Below are 20,773 nucleotides of genomic sequence, written 5' to 3' on the forward strand. Positions count from 1 at the left end.
GATCTGACCATGACCCGCTCATTACGCATCTTCTACATCGCCCTGTTTCTGGTGACGCTGCTGGCCCTGGGCCTGTGGTCGGTCCGCAGCTTCCTGGGCTTCAGTACCAACGCCGACGCGACGGTGCTCAACGGCCGCTGGACCAAGGCGGTGGAGACCCACTACGACGACGAGTTCCCGATCAAGCGCCTGGGTACCAACCTCTGGGCGGCGCTGGATTTCAAACTGTTCAACGAAGGTCGTCCGGGCGTGGTGCTCGGTCGCGACCAGTGGTTGTACAGCGATGAAGAATTCCATCCGGTGGTCAACGAAGAGCTGAACCTGCAAGGCAACTACGCGCTGGTCGAAGGCGTGCGCCAGACCCTGAAAGCCAAAGGCGTGCAACTGGTGATGGCGGTGGTACCGGCCAAGGTGCGCCTGTACCCGGAACACCTCGGCGAGGTGAAACCGGCGAGCATTCACGCCAACCTCTACCAGGACTTCCACAAGCGCCTGGCCGCCGACCGGATCCCGGCGCCTGACCTGCTGGGCCCGCTGCAAGCGGCCAAGAACGACGGCAAGCAAGTGTTTCTGCGCACCGACACCCACTGGACCCCGGAAGGCGCCGAGATCGCCGCCAACCGCCTGGCGAAAACCATCGCCGACAAATTCCCGCTGAGCGGCGAACCGCAGAACTTCGTCACCGAGCCTGCGGAAAAAGTTACCCACAAGGGCGACCTGCGTCTGTTCCTGCCGCTGGACCCGCTGTTCGAAAACCTGATGCCGGCGCAAGAACCTTTGCAAAAGCGCAACACCGTGGCCGCCGGCGATCAACCTGCCGGTGACGACGCTTTGTTCGCCAACACTGAAGTCCCGGTAGCGCTGATCGGCACCAGCTACAGCGCCAACCCCAACTGGAACTTCGTCGGCGCGCTCAAACAAGCCCTGCGCAGCGACGTGGTCAATTACGCCGAAGACGGCCACGGCCCGATCCTGCCGATGCTCAGTTACCTCAAAAGCGACGCTTTCAAGAACAGCCCGCCCCAGGTGCTGATCTGGGAGTTCCCTGAACGATATCTGCCTGTGAACAACGAAATCGGCGACGCCGACCCGCAGTGGGTCGCAGAGCTTAAACAAGCCGGCGCGCGCCAACAAAACGTAGCTGTAAACACTAAATCCGAGACGCCCGACCGGGCGCAAAACTGAAAGAGAGAGGTATCCCCATGACTTTCAAGACTACTCCTCGTCGTCTCGCCAAGACCTTTGCTTTGGTTGCTGGTATGAGTGTGCTCTCGATGCAGGCCTTCGCCGGCGGCGACGCGGCGCTGTACGGCCCGACCGCCCCGAAAGGCTCGACCTTCGTGCGCATCTACAACGCCAGCAACGCCGAAGTCAGCGCCACCGTCGGCAGCACCAACCTGAGCGATGTCGCACCGCTGTCGAGCAGTGATTTCAGCTTCATGCCGGGTGGTGATTACAGTGCCAAGGTCGGCAGCCAGTCCCTGCCGGTGAAACTGGCCGGCGACCACTATTACACCCTGGTCAACAACGCCAGCGGCGCGCCGCAACTGATCGAAGAGCCGCCGTTCAAGAACAAACAGAAATCCCTGGTCCGTCTGCAGAACCTCAGCGACAAATCACTGACCCTGAAGACCGCCGACGGCAAGACCGACGTGGTGCCGAACGTGGCCGCCAAGGGCCGTGGCGAACGTGAAATCAACCCGGTGAAAGTCAGCCTGGCGCTTTATGACGGCGCAACCAAAGTCGGCGACGTGAAACCGGTCGCCCTGGAGCGCGGTGAAGCCGCCGTGCTGTACGTCACCGGCAGCGGCAGCAGCCTGTCGCCAGTCTGGGTAAAACGCCCGGTGTCGACGCGCTAAACATTTTTCCGGATTGACCACGCTCCTGTAGGAGCACGGCTTGCCGGCGATGGGGCCTTTGAGATCGCCATCGCGGGCAAGCCTTGCTCCTACAGGGACCGAGGTGTCAGTTGGGACACGAAACAAAAACAAGAGTGAAACGACACATCGTTCGTCGCTCTAACCAAACGATTTGCAAGGAGTAACACCATGATTCCAGTGATCTTGTCCGGTGGTAGCGGTTCACGTCTTTGGCCGCTTTCGCGCAAGCAATTCCCGAAACAGTTCCTGGCCCTGACCGGCGAGCACACCTTGTTCCAGCAAACCCTGGAGCGCCTGGTGTTCGAAGGCATGGACACGCCGATCGTGGTCTGCAACAAAGACCACCGCTTCATCGTCAACGAGCAACTGGCCGCCCGCAAACTGGAAACCCAGCGCATCCTGATGGAACCGTTCGGCCGCAACACCGCGCCGGCGGTGGCCCTGACCGCGATGATGCTGGTCAATGAAGGCCGTGACGAGTTGATGCTGGTGCTGCCCGCCGACCACGTACTGGAAGATCAGAAAGCCCTGCAACGTGCCCTGGCCCTTGCCACCGTCGCCGCCGAAAACGGCGAAATGGTGCTGTTCGGCGTCCCGGCCACCAAACCGGAAACCGGCTACGGCTACATCAAGTCGACCAACGATTCGCTGCTGCCTGAAGGCGTCAGCCGCGTCTCCCACTTCGTGGAAAAACCCGACGTGAAGCGCGCCACCGAATACGTCCAGTCCGGCGGTTACTTCTGGAACAGCGGCATGTTCCTGTTCCGCGCCAGCCGCTTCCTGGAAGAACTGAAAAAGCATGACCCGGACATCTACGACACCTGCCTGCTGACCCTGGAACGCAGCGAGCAGGACGCCGATTCCGTCACCTTCGACGAAGCCACCTTCGCCTGCTGCCCGGACAACTCCATCGACTACTCGGTGATGGAAAAGACCCAGCGTGCCTGCGTCGTGCCGCTGACCGCCGGCTGGAGCGATGTCGGCTGCTGGTCGTCGCTGTGGGAAGTGAATGCAAAAGACGCCAATGGCAACGTCACCAAGGGTGATGTGGTGGTTCAGGACAGCCGCAACTGCATGATCCACGGCAACGGCAAACTGGTGTCGGTGATCGGCCTGGAAAACATCGTGGTCGTGGAAACCAAGGACGCCATGATGATTGCGCACAAGGACAAGGTCCAAGGCGTGAAACAGATGGTCAACACCCTCAACGAACAGGGCCGCAGCGAAACCCAGAACCACTGCGAAGTCTACCGTCCGTGGGGTTCCTACGATTCGGTGGACATGGGCGGGCGCTTCCAGGTCAAGCACATCTCGGTCAAGCCGGGCGCGTGCCTGTCGCTGCAGATGCACCACCACCGCGCCGAGCACTGGATCGTCGTCAGCGGCACCGCTGAGGTGACCTGCGACGAAAACGTGTTCCTGCTGACCGAAAACCAGTCGACCTACATCCCGATCGCTTCGGTTCACCGCCTGCGCAATCCGGGCAAGATCCCGCTGGAAATCATCGAAGTGCAATCGGGCAGCTACCTGGGCGAGGACGATATCGAGCGGTTTGAAGACATCTACGGCCGCACCACCCCGATCGAGCGTGGCGTGTCGGTGAAGACCATCGCGCAATAAGCTTCTGTAGACCTTGAGCCCCTGACCGGCCTGCTGCGTTCCCTATCCGCAGTGGGTTGGCCGGGGGCTTTTTTTGTGATCGTTCCCACGCTCTGCGTGGGAATGCAGCCGGGGACGCTCTGCGTCCCATTGGAACGCAGAGCGTCCCTTGAGGCATTCCCACGCGGAGCGTGGGAACGATCAATCAAGCCCATCGCCAATCGCCATCGCGCTTAGGTAGGATGACCCTCTCTAATCCCGAGGTCTGCACCCCATGCTCATCGGCATCCTGCTGGTCATCACCTGGGTGATCCTGTTGCTGCGCTATCCGGCCAAGGCCTTGCCGGTTTCCCTGGCCGCCGCCGTCGGCCTGGGCGTCGTCGCCACTTGGGTGGTCTGGTTGGATCACCGTGAACTCAAGCAGCTGCAGCGCCTGGAACTGCGCATCAGCTACACGCCGCAGCAGTGCCCCGCCGACCGCCCGCTGAAACTCACCCTGAAGAACGGCAACGATGTACCGCTGACCGAACTGCGCTGGCGCGTGGCCGCCTATGCACCGGGCGACACCGTCAACCTGGCCGACAATCAGTACACCGCCCCACGCTACCGTGGCCCCGGCGAATTGCAGGCCGGCGACAACTGGGAAGACTGTTTGCCGCTGCCACCCCTGCGCCCCGGCTACCGCCCGGACACCCTGGAGTTTCGCGCCGAGCGTTTGCAGGGTAGCTTCTCCGATTGAGTTTTCCCCACCCCACTGATTGCACAAGGACCGCGCCATGCCCGTTGCGTTGATTACCGGTTGTTCCAGCGGCATCGGCCGCGCCCTCGCCGATGCGTTCAAGGTGGCCGGCTATAAAGTCTGGGCCAGTGCCCGCAAGCCTGAAGATGTGGCCGTGCTGGCCGCCGCCGGTTTCACGGCCGTGCAACTGGACGTCAACGACACCCAGGCGCTCGATCAGTTGAGCGAACGAATCAACCGGGAACATGGTGGCCTCGACATACTGATCAACAACGCCGGCTACGGCGCCATGGGGCCGTTGCTCGATGGCGGCGTACCGGCGATGCAGCGCCAGTTCGAAACCAATGTCTTCTCCATCATTGGGGTTACCCGCGCCCTGTTCCCGGTGTTGCGCCGGGCGAAAGGGATCGTGGTCAACGTCGGCAGCGTGTCCGGCGTGCTGGTCACACCTTTCGCCGGTGCCTACTGTGCCTCCAAGGCTGCCGTGCATGCCTTGAGCGACGCCTTGCGCATGGAACTGGCGCCGTTTGGCGTGCGGGTCATGGAAGTGCAGCCAGGCGCCATCGCCTCAAGCTTTGCGAAAAATGCCGGCCATGAAGCCGAGCAACTGATCAGTGAACAATCGCCCTGGTTCCCCCTGCGCGAAGGCATTCGTGCGCGGGCCAAGGCATCCCAGGACAACTCGACGCCCGCCAGTGAGTTCGCTGCCGGGTTGCTCAAGGCCGTGCAGCAAAGCAAGCCACCACGACTGATTCGCCTGGGCAATGGCAGCCGCGCGCTGCCGTTGCTGGCGGGGTTGGTACCCAAAGGGTTGCTGGAATCGGCGTTGATGAAGCGGTTCGGGTTGCGGGGGCAGCTCTGACACCGCGCCGACCCAATCGCGAGCAGGCTCGCTCCTACAGTTGGAATGCATTCCCCTGTAGGAGCGAGCCTGCTCGCGAAGACGCCAGTACAGACACCACAGAATTACAGGAACCAACATGACCGATTTCACCGACTACTTCGACGAAGTGATCCAGGCCCACGTCGCCATCGAAAAATGGCTGGCCGAGGAGCAGGATCCATCCGAACTCGATCACCTGCTAAGCCGTTTCTCGCCACAGTTTTCCATGGTCTCGCCTCTGGGCCGGGTACTGGACTTCGACGCGCTGAACGAACTGTTCACCCTGGCAGGCGGCAAGAAGCTCGGCTTTCGCATCGAACTCAGCGAGCTGCGCGGCATCGCGCTGCATGAAGCTGGCGCGACCGTCAGCTACCGCGAACAACAGACCGACGCCACCGGCCTGCATTCGGATCGCCGCTCGACCGTGGTGTTCGAGAAGGTGCAAGGCAGGATCCTTTGGCGGCATTTGCAGGAGACGTTTTGCTGAGCACTGCAATCACCCGCCCCCTGTAGGAGCGAGCCTGCTCGCGATGAACGACAGAACACCACGGGGCGTCAGGTTTCCAGCGTTATCGTTGACGTCCATCGCGAGCAGGCTCGCTCCTACAGGGGGCAGGGTTAAATCGGTTTTACCACCACCGTGCAAGTAATCCCCGCCGCCAACAGCACCCCTTCCGGCACTTCATCGATGTGAATCCGCACCGGCACTCGCTGCGCCAGGCGCACCCAGTTGAACGTCGGGTTCACGTCGGCAATCAGCTCGCGGCTTTCCGGGTTGTCGCGGTCGTAGATGCCTCGGGAAATGCTTTCCACATGGCCCTTGAGCACTTCGCCGCTCATCAGTTGCATGTCGGCCTGATCGCCCACCTTCACATGGGGCAGTTTGGTTTCTTCGAAGAAGCCGTAGACCCAGAACGAGTTCATGTCGACCACGGCCATTTTCGCCTCGCCGATACGCGCATAGTCGCCACGATGAACATTCAGGTTGGTCACGTAACCGTCCACCGCCGCCCGAACTTCAGTGCGTTTCAGGTTGAGTTCGGCAGCTTCCAGTTGCGCCTGGGCCTGTTGATAGTCGGCCAGCGCCGAGTCGGCGATGTTGCTGGCGTCGTCGCGGTTTTCCTTGGAGATCACCAGGTTGTCCAGGTCCGCGCGGCGATGGGCGTTGACCTTGCGCATCTCCCAGGTGGCCTTGCGCGAGGCCACCAGCGACTGCGCCTGCTTTACCGCCAGACGATAGTGCTCGGGGTCGATCTGCATCAGCAGGTCGCCCTTCTTCACCAACTGGTTGTCGCGCACCGGCACGTTTACCACTTCGCCGGTCACGTCGGCGGCGACGTTGATGATGTCGGCGCGCACACGGCCGTCACGGGTCCACGGAGTTTCCATGTAGTGCACCCAGAGGGTGCGACCGATCCAAATCGCCAGGGCCAATACCAACAGCGTGGCGAGCAGGCTGAAAAACTTTTTCATCGTGGGTGCTCTCAACGGTAGACCGTCAGCGCCATGGCGCCGAACAGACAGATAAACAGACTCAGGCGCAGCAGCGCCGGGTGCCAGAAGAAGCGGTACAAATCGAAGCCGGAGAGGAACCGGTCCAGCCCCCAGGCCAGCACGGCGGCGATCAGAAACATCAGGGTCACGGTCGGCATGTACACGCCGTGGAAGGCGATTTCACGGGGCATGTGCAAGTCCTTGGGGCTTGGCAGCTTGGGCGTAGTTGGACAGCGGTGATTGCGGATCCAGCAGCGAGGTGCGGATGAAGTGCAGGTAGCTCTTCACCCGGCGCAGCGCCGAGGTATCGAAGTGCGGGGCGAAAGGCTCATCGGTGGCCTGCACGCGGCTGATCGCATGATCGACCGCCACCAGGGCGCGCTCCAGATTGCTTTGCCCCGGTTGCAGGAACAGCCGCACCAGCGCACGGCCCATCACGCGGATCGACTGGCGCCAGGGCTGGGATTCGGCATAGGCCGGATGCACCGGCAGCGTCGCTTGCTCCTTGCGCAGTTCGATGATCGCGTGCCCCACCTCCAGCACCACGAACATCCAGCGCAGCAAATTGCGTTGCACCTGCGGCTGTCCTGCCGCAAAGCCGTAGGCCTGATGCACCAGGTCGCGGGTGCGGCTTTCAAAACTCGACGCCAGGCCCTTGAGCTTGCCGCTGATGGCGTACACCACCTGCCCACGCAGATCCTGCTCCAGCCGGCGCCACAACCAGCGGCTGTTGGGCGGCAGAATGATTGCCCCCGCCGCCGCGCACACCAGCATGCCGATCACCATGGCGATGTAGTCGTTGATGAAGGTGTAGGGGTTGTAGACCGTGAGGTTGTCCGGCACCGAACCGATGCTGAAGAAGATCAGCAACCCGACCCCGACCCCGGCGTATTGCGGCCGCGAGGCGAGGAACGCGCCGAGCACGAACACCGGTGCGAGCACCACGCACAGCAACGGAAAACCATCGATCCACGGGTAGATGAAAAACATCTCGGCGAAACCGATCAGCGCCCCGAGGAAGGTGCCGCAGGCCATCTGAAATGACATGCGTTTGGGGTTCGGCGTGGCGGCGGACAGGCCCACGGTGGCGGCGGCCACAAGTGTCATGGTCGCCCCGCTCGGCCAGGCGGTGGCCACCCAATAGCTGCCCAGCACCAGCAGGATGAACGACGCCCGAATGCCCGAAGCGGCAGCCGCCAGCCAGTTGGTTTGCGGGGTGAACGGCTCATCCCACTGTTCGCGTTCATGGCTGTGATCGGCCAGCGAGGCGTGGGTCTGTGCATAGCTGTGCAAGTCGTCGACGAAGCGATAGAGCAGTTCGTAGGCGGTGTGGAAATCCAGTAGTTCAGCGTCGCTCGGCTGGCTCGCCTGAAAGGTCGCCCGCAGGCTGCGCACCCGCGCCGGCAAGCCTGTCTTGTAAGCTGTAAGCGCTGTAACCAATCGCGCCGCGTCGGCGTTGGTCAAGGCACGACCGCTGTAGCCATCGAGCAATTCGGCCAAATCCTGCAAGCCCGGCTTGATCGCCGCTTCCACATGGTCGGCACCATTGCTGCGCAGGCGTTCGAGCAACTGATGCAAGGCATTGAAGCGGGTGCTGATGCTCATGAACTCGCTGTTCAGCCGGCTGAGTCGACCGTTACGCCGGCGCATGTGCGGGTCTTCGAACACGGTGACGCTGCGCAGGCTTTCCAGGCCCACCGCTTCGGCGATGAAGCGCACGTTGCCGGCTTCGAATGCCTCCTGCTTGCTGCGCCCGCGCAAGCCGTCGGTGACGAACAGGGCGAACACACCGAAGCGCTGGTACAAAGCATTGCGCATGGCAGCGCTGGAGGTTTGCGGCAGGATCGCGGCGCTGACCAGGGTCGAGCAAAGAATGCCCAGGGAAATTTCCAGCACCCGCCAGACCGCCGCCATGAACGCGCCGTCGGGATGGGCCAGCGCCGGCAAGCCGACCATCGCCGCGGTGTAACCGGCCAGCACAAAACCGTAGGCGCGGAAGTTGCGAGAGCGTGCCGCACCGGCCGTGCAGATACCCACCCAGATCGCCAGCGCGCCGAGGAACAGCTCGGTGTTCTGCGCAAACAAGGCGATCAATGCCACCATCACCGTCGACCCGGCCAGGGTGCCGAGGAAGCGGTAAAAACTCTTGGCGAACACCTGGCCGCTTTGCGGCTGCATGACGATGAATACAGTGATCATCGCCGTGCGCGGCTGCGGCAACTCCAGGCGCATGGCCAGCCACAGCGTGAGGAAGGCGGCGATCAGCACCTTGAAGATATAGACCCAGGTCACGCCATCGCTGCGTGCCCAGTCGAAGAAGCCTCGGCGCCATTCGAGGGAGTACAGCCAGCGCAGCGGGGCGGGCAAAGGCGTCATGAAAACGTGCTCATTGGGTATGGGGCCAGACTCGAAACCTGTGGGAGCGAGCTTGCTCGCGATTGCGGTCTGATATTCAACATTGATGGCGACTGACATGCCCTCATCGCGAGCAGGCTCGCTCCTACAGGGTTTGTGTTCAACGCAGGAGGACCGGGGTTTTCGGCGCGGCGGTCTGGCTGTCTTTCGGCACGTCGTTACCTGCACCGAGCCCGCCGCCGAGCGCCGTCACCAGCTCGGCATGGGCACTCAACCGCGCCGCCTGCACCTGCTGCTGCACCTGCTGCTGCTTGAACAACAGGGTCTGGGCATTGAGCACGTTGAGGTAGTCGGTGAGCCCGCGCTGGTAGGCGATCATCGCGATGTCGTAGGTCTTCTGCGCCGTGGCCACCGACTCGGCGGCGAAAGCTTGCTGCTTGTCCATCGACTCGCGACGAATCAACTGGTCTGAGATGTTCTTCAGCGCGTTGACCAGCGTCTGGTTGTATTTGGCCACGGCCATGTCATACCCGGCCGAGGCTTCGCCCAACTCGCCGCGCAAGCGGCCGCCATCGAAGATCGGCAGGGAAATCGCCGGGCCCACGCTGTAGTTGAGTTTCTTGCCGGTCAGGAACTCCAGCGCTCCGCCGCCGGTGGCCATGTAGCCCAGGCTGCCCACCAGATCGACGTTGGGATAGAAACCGGCATGGGCCACATCGATACCCCGGGCCTGCGCCGCCACTTGCCAGCGACTGGCGACCACGTCCGGGCGTTGGCCGAGCAATTGCGCGGGCAGCGAGGACGGCAGCTTCACGGGCGCGCCAAGCGACAGGGTCGGCCGCTGCAATTGCGCGCCCTCCCCCGGCCCTTTGCCTGCCAGGGCGGCCAGTTGGTTGCGGCTCAGGGCGATTTCTTCGTCCAGCGCGTCGATCTGACGATGGGTTTCCGGCAGTGGCGTCTCGGCCTGACTGACTTCGAAATGGGTGCCGATGCCGCCGTTCAGGCGCTTTTGCGCCAGATCGAGGATTTGCTGTTGCTGCTTGAGGGTCGCTTCGACAATGTCGCGCTGCGCGTAATGCAACGAGAGTTCGATGTAGACGCGCACGATGTTGTTCTGCAACTCGAGCTGGGCCTGGCGTGCTTCGGCGACAGTCATGTGGGCCAAGTCCACCGCGCGCTCGGTGTTGTTGCTTTCGCGTCCCCAGAGGTCGAGGGCGTAGCTGAAGCCCAGCGCCGCGTTGTTGTCCCAGGTGGTGCTGTTGGCCAGATCACCGGGGCCGTAGAACTGATCCGTGGGCCAGTTGTGGCGCTTGAGGGTGGACTCGCCGTTGATCTGCAGCGATTCGGCAGATTCGGCAACGCCGGCCATGGCCTTGGCCTGGCGCACCCGCGCGGCGGCCATGGCCAGGCTCGGGCTGCCTTGCACGGCGAGGTCGATCCAGCGGTTCAGTTGCGGGTCGCCATAAGCCTGCCACCATTGCGCGGTGGGCCAGTGCGCATCCTGGGCTGCGCTCTGGATGGCTTCGTCGGTGGCCAGTGAATTGGCCTCCAGCGCCTTGCCCTGCGGGGCAATACCTCCGGTTCCGATGCAGCCGCTGATTGCCAGGGTTAAAGCCAGAATACTGAGCGGCGAAAGCGCTCTGCTGATGCGACGCGGCACTGCTGCGATTTCCTGAAATGAGGGAGGCTCCTGTAGGAGCAAAGCTTGCTCGCGATGACGGTCTGTCAGCCGACGATGATGTTGCCTGACCCGACGCTTTCGCGAGCAAGCTTTGCTCCTACAGGGATCGGCGCAATTCTAGGGGTGGGTATTGCAGGCGATAAGCTGGGATTCCTGTGAATCTTTGTTACCGTTAACGCGATAATCCCTTGGTCGGGGTCTCAGACCCTGAAACTTCGTGTCACAATTTGCCATCGAACCCGAGAGCACCCCATGGACACATTGCAAAACATGCGCGCCTTCAGTTACGTGGCCGAGGCCGGCAGCTTCACCGCCGCCGCCGTGCAACTGGACACCACCACCGCCAACGTCTCGCGCGCGGTCTCCAATCTGGAAGCCCACCTGCAAACCCGTCTGCTCAACCGAACGACCCGACGCATCGCCCTGACCGAGGCCGGCAAGCGCTATCTGCTGCGCTGCGAACAGATCCTCGCCTACGTCGAGGAAGCGGAAGCCGAGGCCAGCGACGCCCACGCGCGCCCGGCCGGGCAACTGAAAGTGCACACCATGACCGGTATCGGCCAGCACTTCGTCATCGACGCCATCGCCCGCTACCGCAAGACCCACCCGGACGTGACCTTCGACCTGACCCTGGCCAACCGCGTCCCGGACCTGCTGGACGAGGGCTACGACGTGTCCATCGTGCTCGCCAGCGAACTGCCGGACTCGGGCTTCGTCTCCCAGCGCCTGGGCATCACCTACAGCATCGTTTGTGCCTCCCCGGCCTACGTCAAAGCCAATGGCTGCGCACAGAAGCCGAGCGACCTGCTCAATCACAACTGCCTGCGCCTGGTGAGCCCGGTCATTCCTCTGGAAAAGTGGGCGTTCGACGGCCCCGATGGCCAGGAAATGGTCACCATCAACAGTTCGCCGTTTTTGGTGAACTCCGCCGATGCGATGAAAACCGCGATCATCAGCGGCATGGGCGTTGGCGTGCTGCCGCTGTACGCGGCGATCGACGGCCTGCGCAACGGCTCGCTGGTACGGATGATGCCCAAGTACCGCTCGCAGGAATTGAACCTGTACGCGATCTACCCGTCCCGGCAGTACCTGGATGCGAAGATCAAGACCTGGGTGGAATACCTGCGCGGATCGCTGCCGGAGCTTTTGGCGGCGCATCAGGCGGAGTTGGCGGCTTATGAGTTGAGCGGAAGCCTAGCGGGGGCTCGGCTGGCGAATTGATCGCCTGAGCCTTTGTAGGAGCAAAGCTTGCTCGCGATAGCGGTGTATCAGGCGCCATCATTATTGGCTGGGCCGACGTCATCGCGAGCAAGCTTTGCTCCCACAGGTGCCGGCCCAGAGGTCGCCAAGTCAAAGCGTGTACGAAACTGACAGCGCCGTCAGTTAGCCGTCACCTTCCTGACCGCCAAACAGGTTTATAAAGGAAGATACAATTTTCCCGATCCCCTGCCCTGGCGCTTCCCTCGCATGCGAATCCAGCACAAACCCGTCCTGCTCGTCGCCCTTCTGATTCTCCTGGCAGCGCTGGGCCTGTGGTATGCCACCAAGCCCGCCAAGGCCCGGCTCGCGGCACCCAGCGCCATCCCCGTGCGGGTGGTGGCGGTCACGGAAAAAGACGTCCCTCGCTACGTCAGCGGCATCGGCTCGGTGCTGTCGCTGCACAGCGTCGTGGTCCGTCCGCAGATCGACGGCATTCTGACCAAAATCATGGTCAAGGAAGGTCAGTTGGTGAACAAAGGCGACCTGCTGGCGACCATTGACGACCGCACCATCCGCGCCAACCTCGACCAGGCCCGTGCGCAACTGGGCCAGAGCCAGGCGCAGTTGCAAGTGGCGCTGGTCAACCTCAAGCGCTACAAGCTGCTGAGCGTCGACGACGGCGTATCGAAACAGACGTACGACCAGCAACAGGCGCTGGTCAATCAGCTCAAGGCCACCGCCGAAGGCAACCAGGCCTCGATTGATGCGGCTCAGGTGCAGCTTTCCTACACGCAGATTCGCTCCCCGGTGACCGGCCGCGTCGGCATTCGCACGGTGGATGAAGGCAACTTCCTGCGCATGGCTGATGCTCAGGGCCTGTTCACCGTGACCCAGATCGACCCGATCGCCGTCGAGTTCTCCCTGCCGCAACAGATGCTGCCGACCCTGCAAGGCCTGATCAACGACCCACAACGCGCCAGGGTCAAGGCCTACATCGGCGCCGACACCGACGGTGAAACCGGCAACCTGCTGGGCGAAGGCCACCTGACCCTGATCGATAACCAGATCAACGCCAACACCGGGACCATCCGCGCCAAGGCCGAATTCGACAACGCCGGGCAAAAGCTCTGGCCGGGCCTGCTGGTGACGGTAAAGATTCAGACGGCTCTGGATAAGGATGCCTTGGTCGTACCGCCCACCGTCGTACAGCGCGGCCTCGATCAGCCTTTCGTTTACCGGGTCCAGGGCGACAAGGTGGAAACAGTGCCGGTCGAGATGGTTTACCAGAGCAGCGGCCAGAACATCATCAAGGGCGTGAAACCCGGTGACGTGCTGGTCAGCGACGGCCAGTCGCGGCTCAAGCCCGGTTCCACCGTTCAGGTGCTGACCGAGCCTGCACAAGTGGTGCAATCGGAGGCCGAGCAATGAAAGGCCACGGTTCGGTATCCGCCTGGTGCATCGACCATCCGGTCGCCACGGTACTGCTGACATTTGCCCTGGTGCTGCTGGGTGTCATCGCCTTCCCGCGCCTGCCGGTGGCGCCACTGCCCGAAGCGGAATTCCCGACCATCCAGGTGGCGGCGCAACTACCTGGCGCCAGCCCGGAAACCATGGCCTCTTCAGTGGCCACGCCCCTTGAGGTGCAATTCAGCGCCATCCCCGGCGTGACCCAGATGACGTCGAGCAGTGCCCTGGGCTCGACCAACCTGACCCTGCAATTCACCCTCGACAAGAGCATCGACACCGCCGCCCAGGAAGTGCAGGCGGCGATCAACACCGCCGCCGGCAAGCTGCCCAAGGACATGCCGAACCTGCCGACCTGGCGCAAGGTCAACCCGGCCGACAGCCCGGTATTGATCCTCAGCGTCAACTCGTCGCTGATGCCCGGCCCGGAACTCAGTGACCTCACGGAAACCCTGTTGTCCCGTCAGATCAGTCAGATCGACGGTGTAGGCCAGGTCAACATCACCGGCCAGCAACGTCCGGCGATTCGCGTTCAGGTCTCGGCGGACAAACTCGCGACCATCGGCCTGACGCTGGCGGACATTCGCCTGGCGATCCAGCAGACCAGCCTCAACCTGGCCAAGGGCGCGCTGTACGGCGAGTCGAGCATTTCGACGCTGTCGACCAACGACCAACTGTTCCATCCCGAGGACTACAGCCAACTGATCGTTTCCTACAAGGACGGGGCACCGGTCCATCTCAAGGACGTGGCCAAAGTGGTCAACGGTTCGGAAGATGCCTACGTCCAGGCCTGGGCTGGCACGCAGCCGGGGGTCAACCTGGTGATCTTCCGCCAACCGGGGGCCAACATCGTCGAGACCGTGGACCGCATCCAGGCGGCGCTGCCGGGCCTGACGGCGATGCTGCCGGCCTCGGTCCAGGTCAAGACACTGATCGACCGCACCCAGACCATCCGCGCCTCGCTGCATGAAGTGGAAATTACCCTGCTGATCGCGATCATGCTGGTGGTGGCGGTGATGGCGCTGTTCCTGCGCCAGTTGTCGGCGACCCTGATTGTGTCGGCGGTGCTCGGCGTTTCGCTGGTCGCCAGTTTCGCCCTGATGTACGTCATGGGCTTCAGCCTGAACAACCTGACGCTGGTGGCGATCGTGGTGGCCGTGGGGTTCGTGGTCGACGATGCGATTGTGGTGGTGGAGAACATTCACCGGCATCTGGAGGCCGGCGACGGCATGCGCGAGGCCGCGATCAAAGGCGCTGGGGAAATCGGCTTCACCGTGGTGTCGATCAGTTTCTCGCTGGTGGCGGCGTTCATTCCGCTGCTGTTCATGGGCGGTGTGGTCGGGCGTCTGTTCAAGGAATTCGCCCTGACGGCCACCTCGACCATTCTGATTTCGGTGGTGGTCTCGCTGACACTGGCGCCCACCCTGGCGGCGCTGTTCATGCGCGCCCCGGTGCATGACGCCCATGGCAAAAAAGGCTTTGGCGAGCGCCTGTTGGACCTTTATGAAAAAGGCCTGCGCCGTGCCCTTCTCCATCAGAAACTGATGCTCGTCATCTTCGGCCTGTCGGTGGCGCTGGCCGTTGGCGGATATGTGTTCATCCCCAAGGGTTTCTTCCCGGTGCAGGACACCGGTTTCGTCCTCGGCACCACCGAAGCGGCTGCCGATATTTCCTACGGCGACATGGTGAAAAAACACCTGGCGATGGCCGAAATCGTCGCCGCCGATCCCGCGGTCGAGGCGTTTTCGCACTCGGTCGGCGTATCGGGCAGCAATCAGACCATCGCCAACGGCCGTTTCTGGATCGCCCTGAAAAAACGTGGCGATCGTGATGTCTCCGCCAGCGAGTTCATCGACCGGATTCGCCCGCAACTGATGAAAGTCCCGGGCATCGTCCTGTACTTGCGCGCCGGCCAGGACATCAACCTCAGTTCCGGCCCGAGCCGTGCCCAGTACCAGTACGTGCTCAAGAGCAACGACGGCGCCGTGCTGAGCACCTGGACCCAGCGCCTGACGGAAAAACTGCGCGGCAACCCGGCGTTCCGCGACGTGTCCAACGACTTGCAACTGGGCGGCAGCATCACCCACATCAGCATCGACCGCAGCGCCGCGGCCCGCTTCGGCCTGACCGCCAGCGATGTCGACGAAGCGCTGTACGATGCCTTCGGCCAACGGCAAATCAACGAATTCCAGACCCAGGTCAACCAGTACAACGTGATCCTGGAGCTGGACACCAAACAGCGCGGCAAGGCGGAAAGCCTCAATTACTTCTACCTGCGCTCGCCACTGAGCGGCGAGATGGTGCCGCTGTCGGCGCTGGCGCGGTTCGATGCGCCCACCGTCGGCCCGCTGTCCATCGCCCATGACGGCATGTTCCCGGCCGCCAACCTGTCGTTCAACCTGGCGCCCGGCGTGGCCTTGGGCGATGCGGTGATCATGCTCAATCAGGCCAAGGCCGACATCGGCATGCCGGTGGCGATCAGCGGCAATTTCCAGGGCGCTGCACAGGCCTTCCAGAGTTCGCTGGCCAGCCAGCCCTGGCTGATTCTTGCGGCGCTGGTGGCGGTGTACATCATTCTCGGTGTGCTCTATGAGAGCTTCGTCCATCCGCTGACCATCATCTCGACCCTGCCTGCGGCGGGGCTTGGGGCGGTGATCATGCTCTGGGCCTGCGGCCAGGACTTTTCGATCATGGCGCTGATCGGCCTGGTGCTGCTGATCGGTATCGTCAAGAAAAACGGCATCCTGATGATCGACTTCGCCCTGGAAGCGCAGCGCAAAGGCGGCTTGCCACCGGAAGAAGCGATCTTCCAGGCCTGCCTCACGCGGTTCCGGCCGATCATCATGACCACCCTCGCCGCCCTGCTTGGCGCGCTGCCACTGATGCTGGGCTACGGCACTGGCGCCGAACTGCGCCAACCCCTGGGGATCGCGGTGGTAGGCGGTTTGCTGGTGAGCCAGATGCTGACGTTGTTCACCACGCCGGTCATATACTTATGGCTGGAGCGGCTATTCCACAGACCCAAAAAAGCGGCGCCCGTAGCGGCGCTGGCGACCACAGACTGAGGCGGGGTCATGCGCGTTCTGATTATCGAAGACGAGGAAAAAACCGCGGACTACCTGCACCGCGGCCTGACGGAACAGGGCTACACCGTGGACCTGGCCCGCGACGGCGTGGAAGGCCTGCACCTGGCGCTGGAAAGCGACTACGCGGTGATCGTCCTCGACGTGATGCTGCCGGGCCTCGACGGCTTCGGCGTACTGCGCGCCCTGCGTGCGCGCAAGCAAACCCCGGTGATCATGCTCACCGCCCGCGAGCGGGTCGAAGACCGCATCAAGGGCCTGCGCGACGGTGCCGATGATTACCTGGGCAAACCCTTCTCCTTCCTTGAACTGGTGGCGCGCCTGCAGGCGCTGACCCGCCGTAGCGGCGGCCACGAACCGGTGCAGGTGAGCATCGCCGACCTGTGGATAGATTTGATCAGCCGCAAGGCCACCCGCGCTGGCACCCGCCTGGACCTGACCGCCAAGGAGTTCTCGCTGCTCAGCGTGCTCGCGCGCCGCCAGGGTGAAATCCTCTCGAAAACGGCGATTGCCGAAATGGTCTGGGATATCAATTTCGACAGCGACGCCAATGTCGTCGAGGTCGCGATCAAGCGTCTTCGGGCCAAGCTCGACGGGCCGTTCGATGAAAAGCTGCTGCACACGATCCGTGGCATGGGTTATGTGCTGGAGAGCCGTGGTGTCCAGTAACTCCATCGCGCTGCGCCTGAGCGGGATGTTCACGCTGGTCGCGCTAGTGGTGTTCCTGTTGATCGGCTGGGCGCTGTACCAGCAGGTCGATAAGGGCTTGGGCCTGCTGCCCGAAGCGGAGCTGGACGCGCGCTACAGCGTGCTCGAATCCACGGTCGGCCGTTACGGTACGCCGGAGCATTGGGTCAAGATCAACAACAAGCTCAAACTGCTGGGCGAGGAAGACAAGCGCATCAGCTTCTGGATCACCAGCGGCGATCCGCATTACGAATACGGCAACCTGACACCGCAGATCCGCGCCTTTGCCGAAGGGCCGCTGGGCATGCGTGACATGAAGTTGCCTGACCAGCCCTACCCGTTGAAAGTGCTGGTCAGCCAGTTCCCAGCCAAGGACGAGCGTCCGCCACTGCGTTTCATGATCGGCATCGACACCGAGACCTTTTATCAGACTCAGCATCAGTTGCTGATCGCCTTGATCAGCCTGGCGATTGTCGGCGTGCTACTGGCTTCGGCCTTGGGTTACTGGGTGGCGCGGATCGGTCTGAAGCCTTTGATCAAGCTGTCCCAGGAAGCCCAGCGCCTGGCGCCGCCGTTACGTTCGGGGCGCTTGCGAATGTCGTCGCTGCCGCCGGAGCTGAACCAGTTCGTCAACTCGTTCAATGCCACGCTGGAACGGGTCGAGCAGGCTTACTCACGGCTGGAATCCTTCAACGCCGATGTCGCCCATGAACTGCGCTCGCCACTGACCAACCTGATCGGCCAGACCCAGGTGGCGCTGACCCGTGGACGCTCGGCGGAGCACTATTTCGAGGTCCTGCAATCGAACCTCGAAGAGCTGGAACGACTGCGTTCGATCATCAACGACATGCTGTTCCTCGCCAGCGCGGACCAGGGCAGCAAGGCCACCAAACTCACCTCCACGTCCCTGGCCGACGAGGTGGCGACGACCCTGGAGTACCTGGATTTCATCCTTGAGGATGCTCAGGTTCAGGTGCAGGTCAGCGGTGACGCGCAAGTGCAGATCGAAATCGCGCATCTGCGCCGGGCGTTGATCAATCTGCTGAACAATGCGGTGCAGCACACCGAGCCGGGGCAGGTGATTCAGGTGCGGATCGAAACCCAAGGACATCAGGTCAGTATCGGTGTTGCCAACCCGGGTTCGCCGATTGCCCGCGAGCACCTGTCACGTTTGTTCGAACGCTTTTATCGGGTCGATGCCTCGCGCAGCAACAGCGGCCACAATCATGGGCTGGGGCTGGCGATCGTCAAGGCGATTGCGTTGATGCACGGCGGGGATGTGTTTGTGCGCAGTGACCATGGGATGAATACCTTTGGCATCCATCTACCGGTTTGAGCCTGCCTTTTGTGGGAGCGAGCTTGCTCGCGATGAGGTCTTACATTGATCGTTCCCACGCTCCGCGTGGGAATGCAGCCCGGGACGCTCCGCGTCCCATTCAAAGCCGAACGCAGAGCGTCCGTTGAGGCATTCCCACGCAGAGCGTGGGAACGATCCGTGAGTAACTTTTGCTTTTTGCGTAACAGTCCTTTCATGAATCCGCTCTTTTTCCCATCGCCCGACATCCTTATCTTTGCTCGCACCAAACAGCACTTGCCAAGCAAGAAGGTTTTTAAAGATGTCCAACAGTATGGGTATTGCCAGCGCTTTCGTTTTGACCGCCTTGATCGGTTCTCCTTTCGCCATGGCTGAAGAGTCGCAGGCATTCGTGGCGCAGAACACCGCACGCGCCGCGGCTTACGAGGAACACCAGAACGAGATGACGGCCAAGGCGCAGCAAGCCACTCAGGCTCCGCAAGCCTCCAGCGCCCAGTCCAGTGCCGAGGCTCTGAAAGACAGCTGATCCACGTACATCGCACCTGTTTCTCCTGACATTTTCATTGGCTCTTTCCCATGAAAAATTGTCCACCAGGCCGCTCCCGTCAGCGGCCTTTTTTTGTCTGTTATTACTGTCGGCGCAATGATTCACCTCTCCTGTAGGAGCGAGCCTGCTCGCGATGGTCGTCAACGCTGACGCTGGAAGCCTGACACCCCGCGGCGCGCCGTCCTCCATCGCGAGCAGGCTCGCTCCTACAGAAATGGGGGTATGGGACTACGCTTACTCAGTCACTCCCGCAGACATCAGCCCCATGACCGTACGCCGTACCCCACATCGCTCAGTCAGCCCCGGTCGGCCCGAGCTCCTGGTGATCCTCGGTAGCAGCCTGACCGTCATCGCGATTCTCGCCATCGTCACCTTTCTGCTGATCCGCGAACACGCCAACGCCCAACAGGCAGCGACGCGCAGTGCGACCACCATCGCCCAATTGATCGACGCCGATGTGCTGCGCACGGTCGAGCTCTATGACCTGACCCTGCAAGGCCTGATTGCCGCCTCGCAACGGGATGATCTCAAGCAAGTGTCGGCGCAGATCCGCCAACTGGTACTGTTCGACCGCTCCGCCACGGCACGCTACAAGAGCGACATCCTGTTACTGGACAAGCATGGCGAGGTGCTCGCCGACTCCTCATTGATCGAACCCAAACCGGGCAACTTTGCCGATCGGGAATATTTCCTCGCCCACGCCTTCAACCGCGACGTCGGCCTGTTCATCAGCCGCCCGTACAAGACTCGCTGCGACTGCGAGTTCAACGACGAATGGCAGATGAGTTTCAGCCGGCGTATTTCCTCCGAGAGCGGTGAGTTTTTGGGGGTTGCGGTGGCCTCGATGCGCCTTGAGTACTTCGAACAGCTATTCAACAGCCTGGACATTGGCACCGACAGTACCCTGGCGATCATCAATGACGATGGCCTGCTGCTGGCTCAGAAGCCTTTTCTGCAAGGCAGCTCGATCGGCAAAAGCTACGCTGGCCGGCCCAATGTCGTGCGCATGTTGCGCGAGCGTAGCGGCAGCTTTGACAGTGTCTCGAGCGTTGACCACAGGCAGCGCCTGTACACCTTCAGCCGGGTCGGCAACCTGCCGTTGACGGTGATCGTCGCCTTGTCCGGTGATGAGGTATTCGCGGCCTGGAAGCGCACCGCGATTGTGATCAGTGGCGCCACCGGGGTGCTGTGCCTGGCGTTGCTGTGGCTGACCTGGCTGCTGTGCCGCGAGCTGCGCCTGCGCCACTGCATCGAGAAGGAATTGGAGCAGCTGGCCGCCACCGATGCCCTGACCGGCGTGGCCAATCGCCGGACCCTGGATCAGACCCTGCGCCACGAGTGGTTCCGTGCACAACGTTCCGGCAAGCCGATATCGGTGTTGATGATCGATGCCGATCACTTCAAGGCCTTCAATGATCGCCACGGGCATCCGGCTGGCGACGAGGCCTTGCGCTCGCTGGCCGAGGTCATTCGCACCAACGTACATCGCCCGACCGACCTGGTCGCCCGCTACGGCGGTGAAGAGTTTTCGGTGATTCTGGCGGAAACTGACAATGATGGCGCAAGGCAGATCGCCGAACGTATCCGCGAACAGGTGGAACAGTTGCCATCGGTGGCAGGCGATGAGCAGCCGATGACTGTCAGTATCGGGATCAGCACCTGGACCACCGCCAGTGACATCAGCCTGGAGCAGTTGCTGTTTGCGGCGGACAAGGCGTTGTATCAGGCCAAGGACGGGGGACGGAATCGGGTGGTGAGTGGTGCCTGAAAAAGCAAAAGATCGCAGGCTTCGGCAGCTCCTGCATTGGAATACGTATCCTGTAGGAGCTGCCGAAGGCTGCGATCT

17 protein-coding genes are annotated in these 20,773 nt (G+C 62.2%); 13 read left to right on the forward strand and 4 right to left on the reverse strand.

What is annotated here, in order from left to right:
• Window positions 1-9: 9 nt before the first annotated feature.
• The 6 genes from DKY63_RS14755 (at window position 10) to DKY63_RS14780 (ending at window position 5,588) form a co-directional block, all read left to right on the forward strand.
• Window positions 10-1,185: an alginate O-acetyltransferase gene (locus tag DKY63_RS14755; protein ID WP_110964778.1), complete on the forward strand. Its 1,176-nt coding sequence runs from the start codon at window positions 10-12 to the stop codon at window positions 1,183-1,185.
• Between the two features lie 17 nt (window positions 1,186-1,202).
• Complete coding sequence (locus tag DKY63_RS14760) at window positions 1,203-1,859, forward strand: alginate O-acetyltransferase AlgF (RefSeq protein ID WP_110964779.1); 657 nt, start codon at window positions 1,203-1,205, stop codon at window positions 1,857-1,859.
• Window positions 1,860-2,048: 189 nt separating this feature from the next.
• On the forward strand, window positions 2,049-3,500 hold the full coding sequence (locus DKY63_RS14765) for a mannose-1-phosphate guanylyltransferase/mannose-6-phosphate isomerase (RefSeq protein WP_110964780.1): 1,452 nt from the start codon (window positions 2,049-2,051) through the stop codon (window positions 3,498-3,500).
• A gap of 253 nt (window positions 3,501-3,753) precedes the next feature.
• The gene (locus tag DKY63_RS14770) at window positions 3,754-4,218 is read left to right on the forward strand and encodes a multidrug transporter (protein WP_110964781.1); all 465 of its coding nucleotides are present in this window, start codon (window positions 3,754-3,756) and stop codon (window positions 4,216-4,218) included.
• A gap of 37 nt (window positions 4,219-4,255) precedes the next feature.
• Window positions 4,256-5,080, forward strand: a complete 825-nt coding sequence (locus DKY63_RS14775; protein WP_110964782.1) for an SDR family oxidoreductase — start codon at window positions 4,256-4,258, stop codon at window positions 5,078-5,080.
• Between the two features lie 118 nt (window positions 5,081-5,198).
• Window positions 5,199-5,588 (forward strand): DUF4440 domain-containing protein, encoded by a 390-nt coding sequence (locus DKY63_RS14780; RefSeq protein ID WP_110964783.1) that lies wholly within the window; start codon window positions 5,199-5,201, stop codon window positions 5,586-5,588.
• A gap of 131 nt (window positions 5,589-5,719) precedes the next feature.
• On the opposite strand, the gene DKY63_RS14785 is transcribed toward DKY63_RS14780, so the two are convergent.
• The 4 genes from DKY63_RS14785 to DKY63_RS14805 form a co-directional block, all read right to left on the reverse strand.
• Window positions 5,720-6,574 (reverse strand): efflux RND transporter periplasmic adaptor subunit, encoded by an 855-nt coding sequence (locus DKY63_RS14785; RefSeq protein ID WP_110964784.1) that lies wholly within the window; start codon window positions 6,572-6,574, stop codon window positions 5,720-5,722.
• An 11-nt stretch (window positions 6,575-6,585) separates the two neighbouring features.
• Window positions 6,586-6,786, reverse strand: coding sequence for a DUF1656 domain-containing protein (locus DKY63_RS14790; protein WP_110964785.1), 201 nt, complete (start codon window positions 6,784-6,786; stop codon window positions 6,586-6,588).
• On the reverse strand, window positions 6,776-8,971 hold the full coding sequence (locus DKY63_RS14795; protein ID WP_110964786.1) for an FUSC family protein: 2,196 nt from the start codon (window positions 8,969-8,971) through the stop codon (window positions 6,776-6,778). The genes DKY63_RS14790 and DKY63_RS14795 overlap by 11 nt, the downstream gene beginning before the upstream one ends.
• A gap of 139 nt (window positions 8,972-9,110) precedes the next feature.
• Window positions 9,111-10,610 carry an efflux transporter outer membrane subunit gene (locus DKY63_RS14805; RefSeq protein ID WP_110964787.1) on the reverse strand — a complete coding sequence of 500 codons (1,500 nt, stop codon included), beginning with the start codon at window positions 10,608-10,610 and terminating at the stop codon, window positions 9,111-9,113.
• Between the two features lie 273 nt (window positions 10,611-10,883).
• Between DKY63_RS14805 and DKY63_RS14810 the strand changes: the two genes are divergently transcribed.
• The 7 genes from DKY63_RS14810 (at window position 10,884) to DKY63_RS14840 (ending at window position 20,695) form a co-directional block, all read left to right on the forward strand.
• Window positions 10,884-11,852, forward strand: coding sequence for a LysR family transcriptional regulator (locus DKY63_RS14810; RefSeq protein WP_110964788.1), 969 nt, complete (start codon window positions 10,884-10,886; stop codon window positions 11,850-11,852).
• A 246-nt stretch (window positions 11,853-12,098) separates the two neighbouring features.
• Window positions 12,099-13,259, forward strand: a complete 1,161-nt coding sequence (locus tag DKY63_RS14815) for an efflux RND transporter periplasmic adaptor subunit (protein ID WP_110964789.1) — start codon at window positions 12,099-12,101, stop codon at window positions 13,257-13,259.
• Window positions 13,256-16,360: a multidrug efflux RND transporter permease subunit gene (locus tag DKY63_RS14820; protein WP_110964790.1), complete on the forward strand. Its 3,105-nt coding sequence runs from the start codon at window positions 13,256-13,258 to the stop codon at window positions 16,358-16,360. Before DKY63_RS14815 ends, DKY63_RS14820 begins: the two co-directional genes overlap by 4 nt.
• A gap of 9 nt (window positions 16,361-16,369) precedes the next feature.
• Complete coding sequence (locus tag DKY63_RS14825; protein WP_007916978.1) at window positions 16,370-17,047, forward strand: heavy metal response regulator transcription factor; 678 nt, start codon at window positions 16,370-16,372, stop codon at window positions 17,045-17,047.
• A complete protein-coding gene (locus tag DKY63_RS14830) occupies window positions 17,037-18,401 on the forward strand; it encodes a heavy metal sensor histidine kinase (protein ID WP_110964791.1) in 1,365 nt (454 codons plus the stop codon). Before DKY63_RS14825 ends, DKY63_RS14830 begins: the two co-directional genes overlap by 11 nt.
• Window positions 18,402-18,681: 280 nt before the next feature.
• The gene (locus DKY63_RS14835; RefSeq protein ID WP_110964792.1) at window positions 18,682-18,906 is read left to right on the forward strand and encodes a hypothetical protein; all 225 of its coding nucleotides are present in this window, start codon (window positions 18,682-18,684) and stop codon (window positions 18,904-18,906) included.
• Between the two features lie 286 nt (window positions 18,907-19,192).
• Window positions 19,193-20,695, forward strand: a complete 1,503-nt coding sequence (locus DKY63_RS14840; protein ID WP_110964793.1) for a sensor domain-containing diguanylate cyclase — start codon at window positions 19,193-19,195, stop codon at window positions 20,693-20,695.
• The last annotated feature ends 78 nt before the right edge of the window (window positions 20,696-20,773 follow it).

This window comes from Pseudomonas putida (assembly GCF_003228315.1).
In the GTDB taxonomy this organism is placed as follows: Bacteria; Pseudomonadota; Gammaproteobacteria; order Pseudomonadales; family Pseudomonadaceae; genus Aquipseudomonas; species Aquipseudomonas putida_S.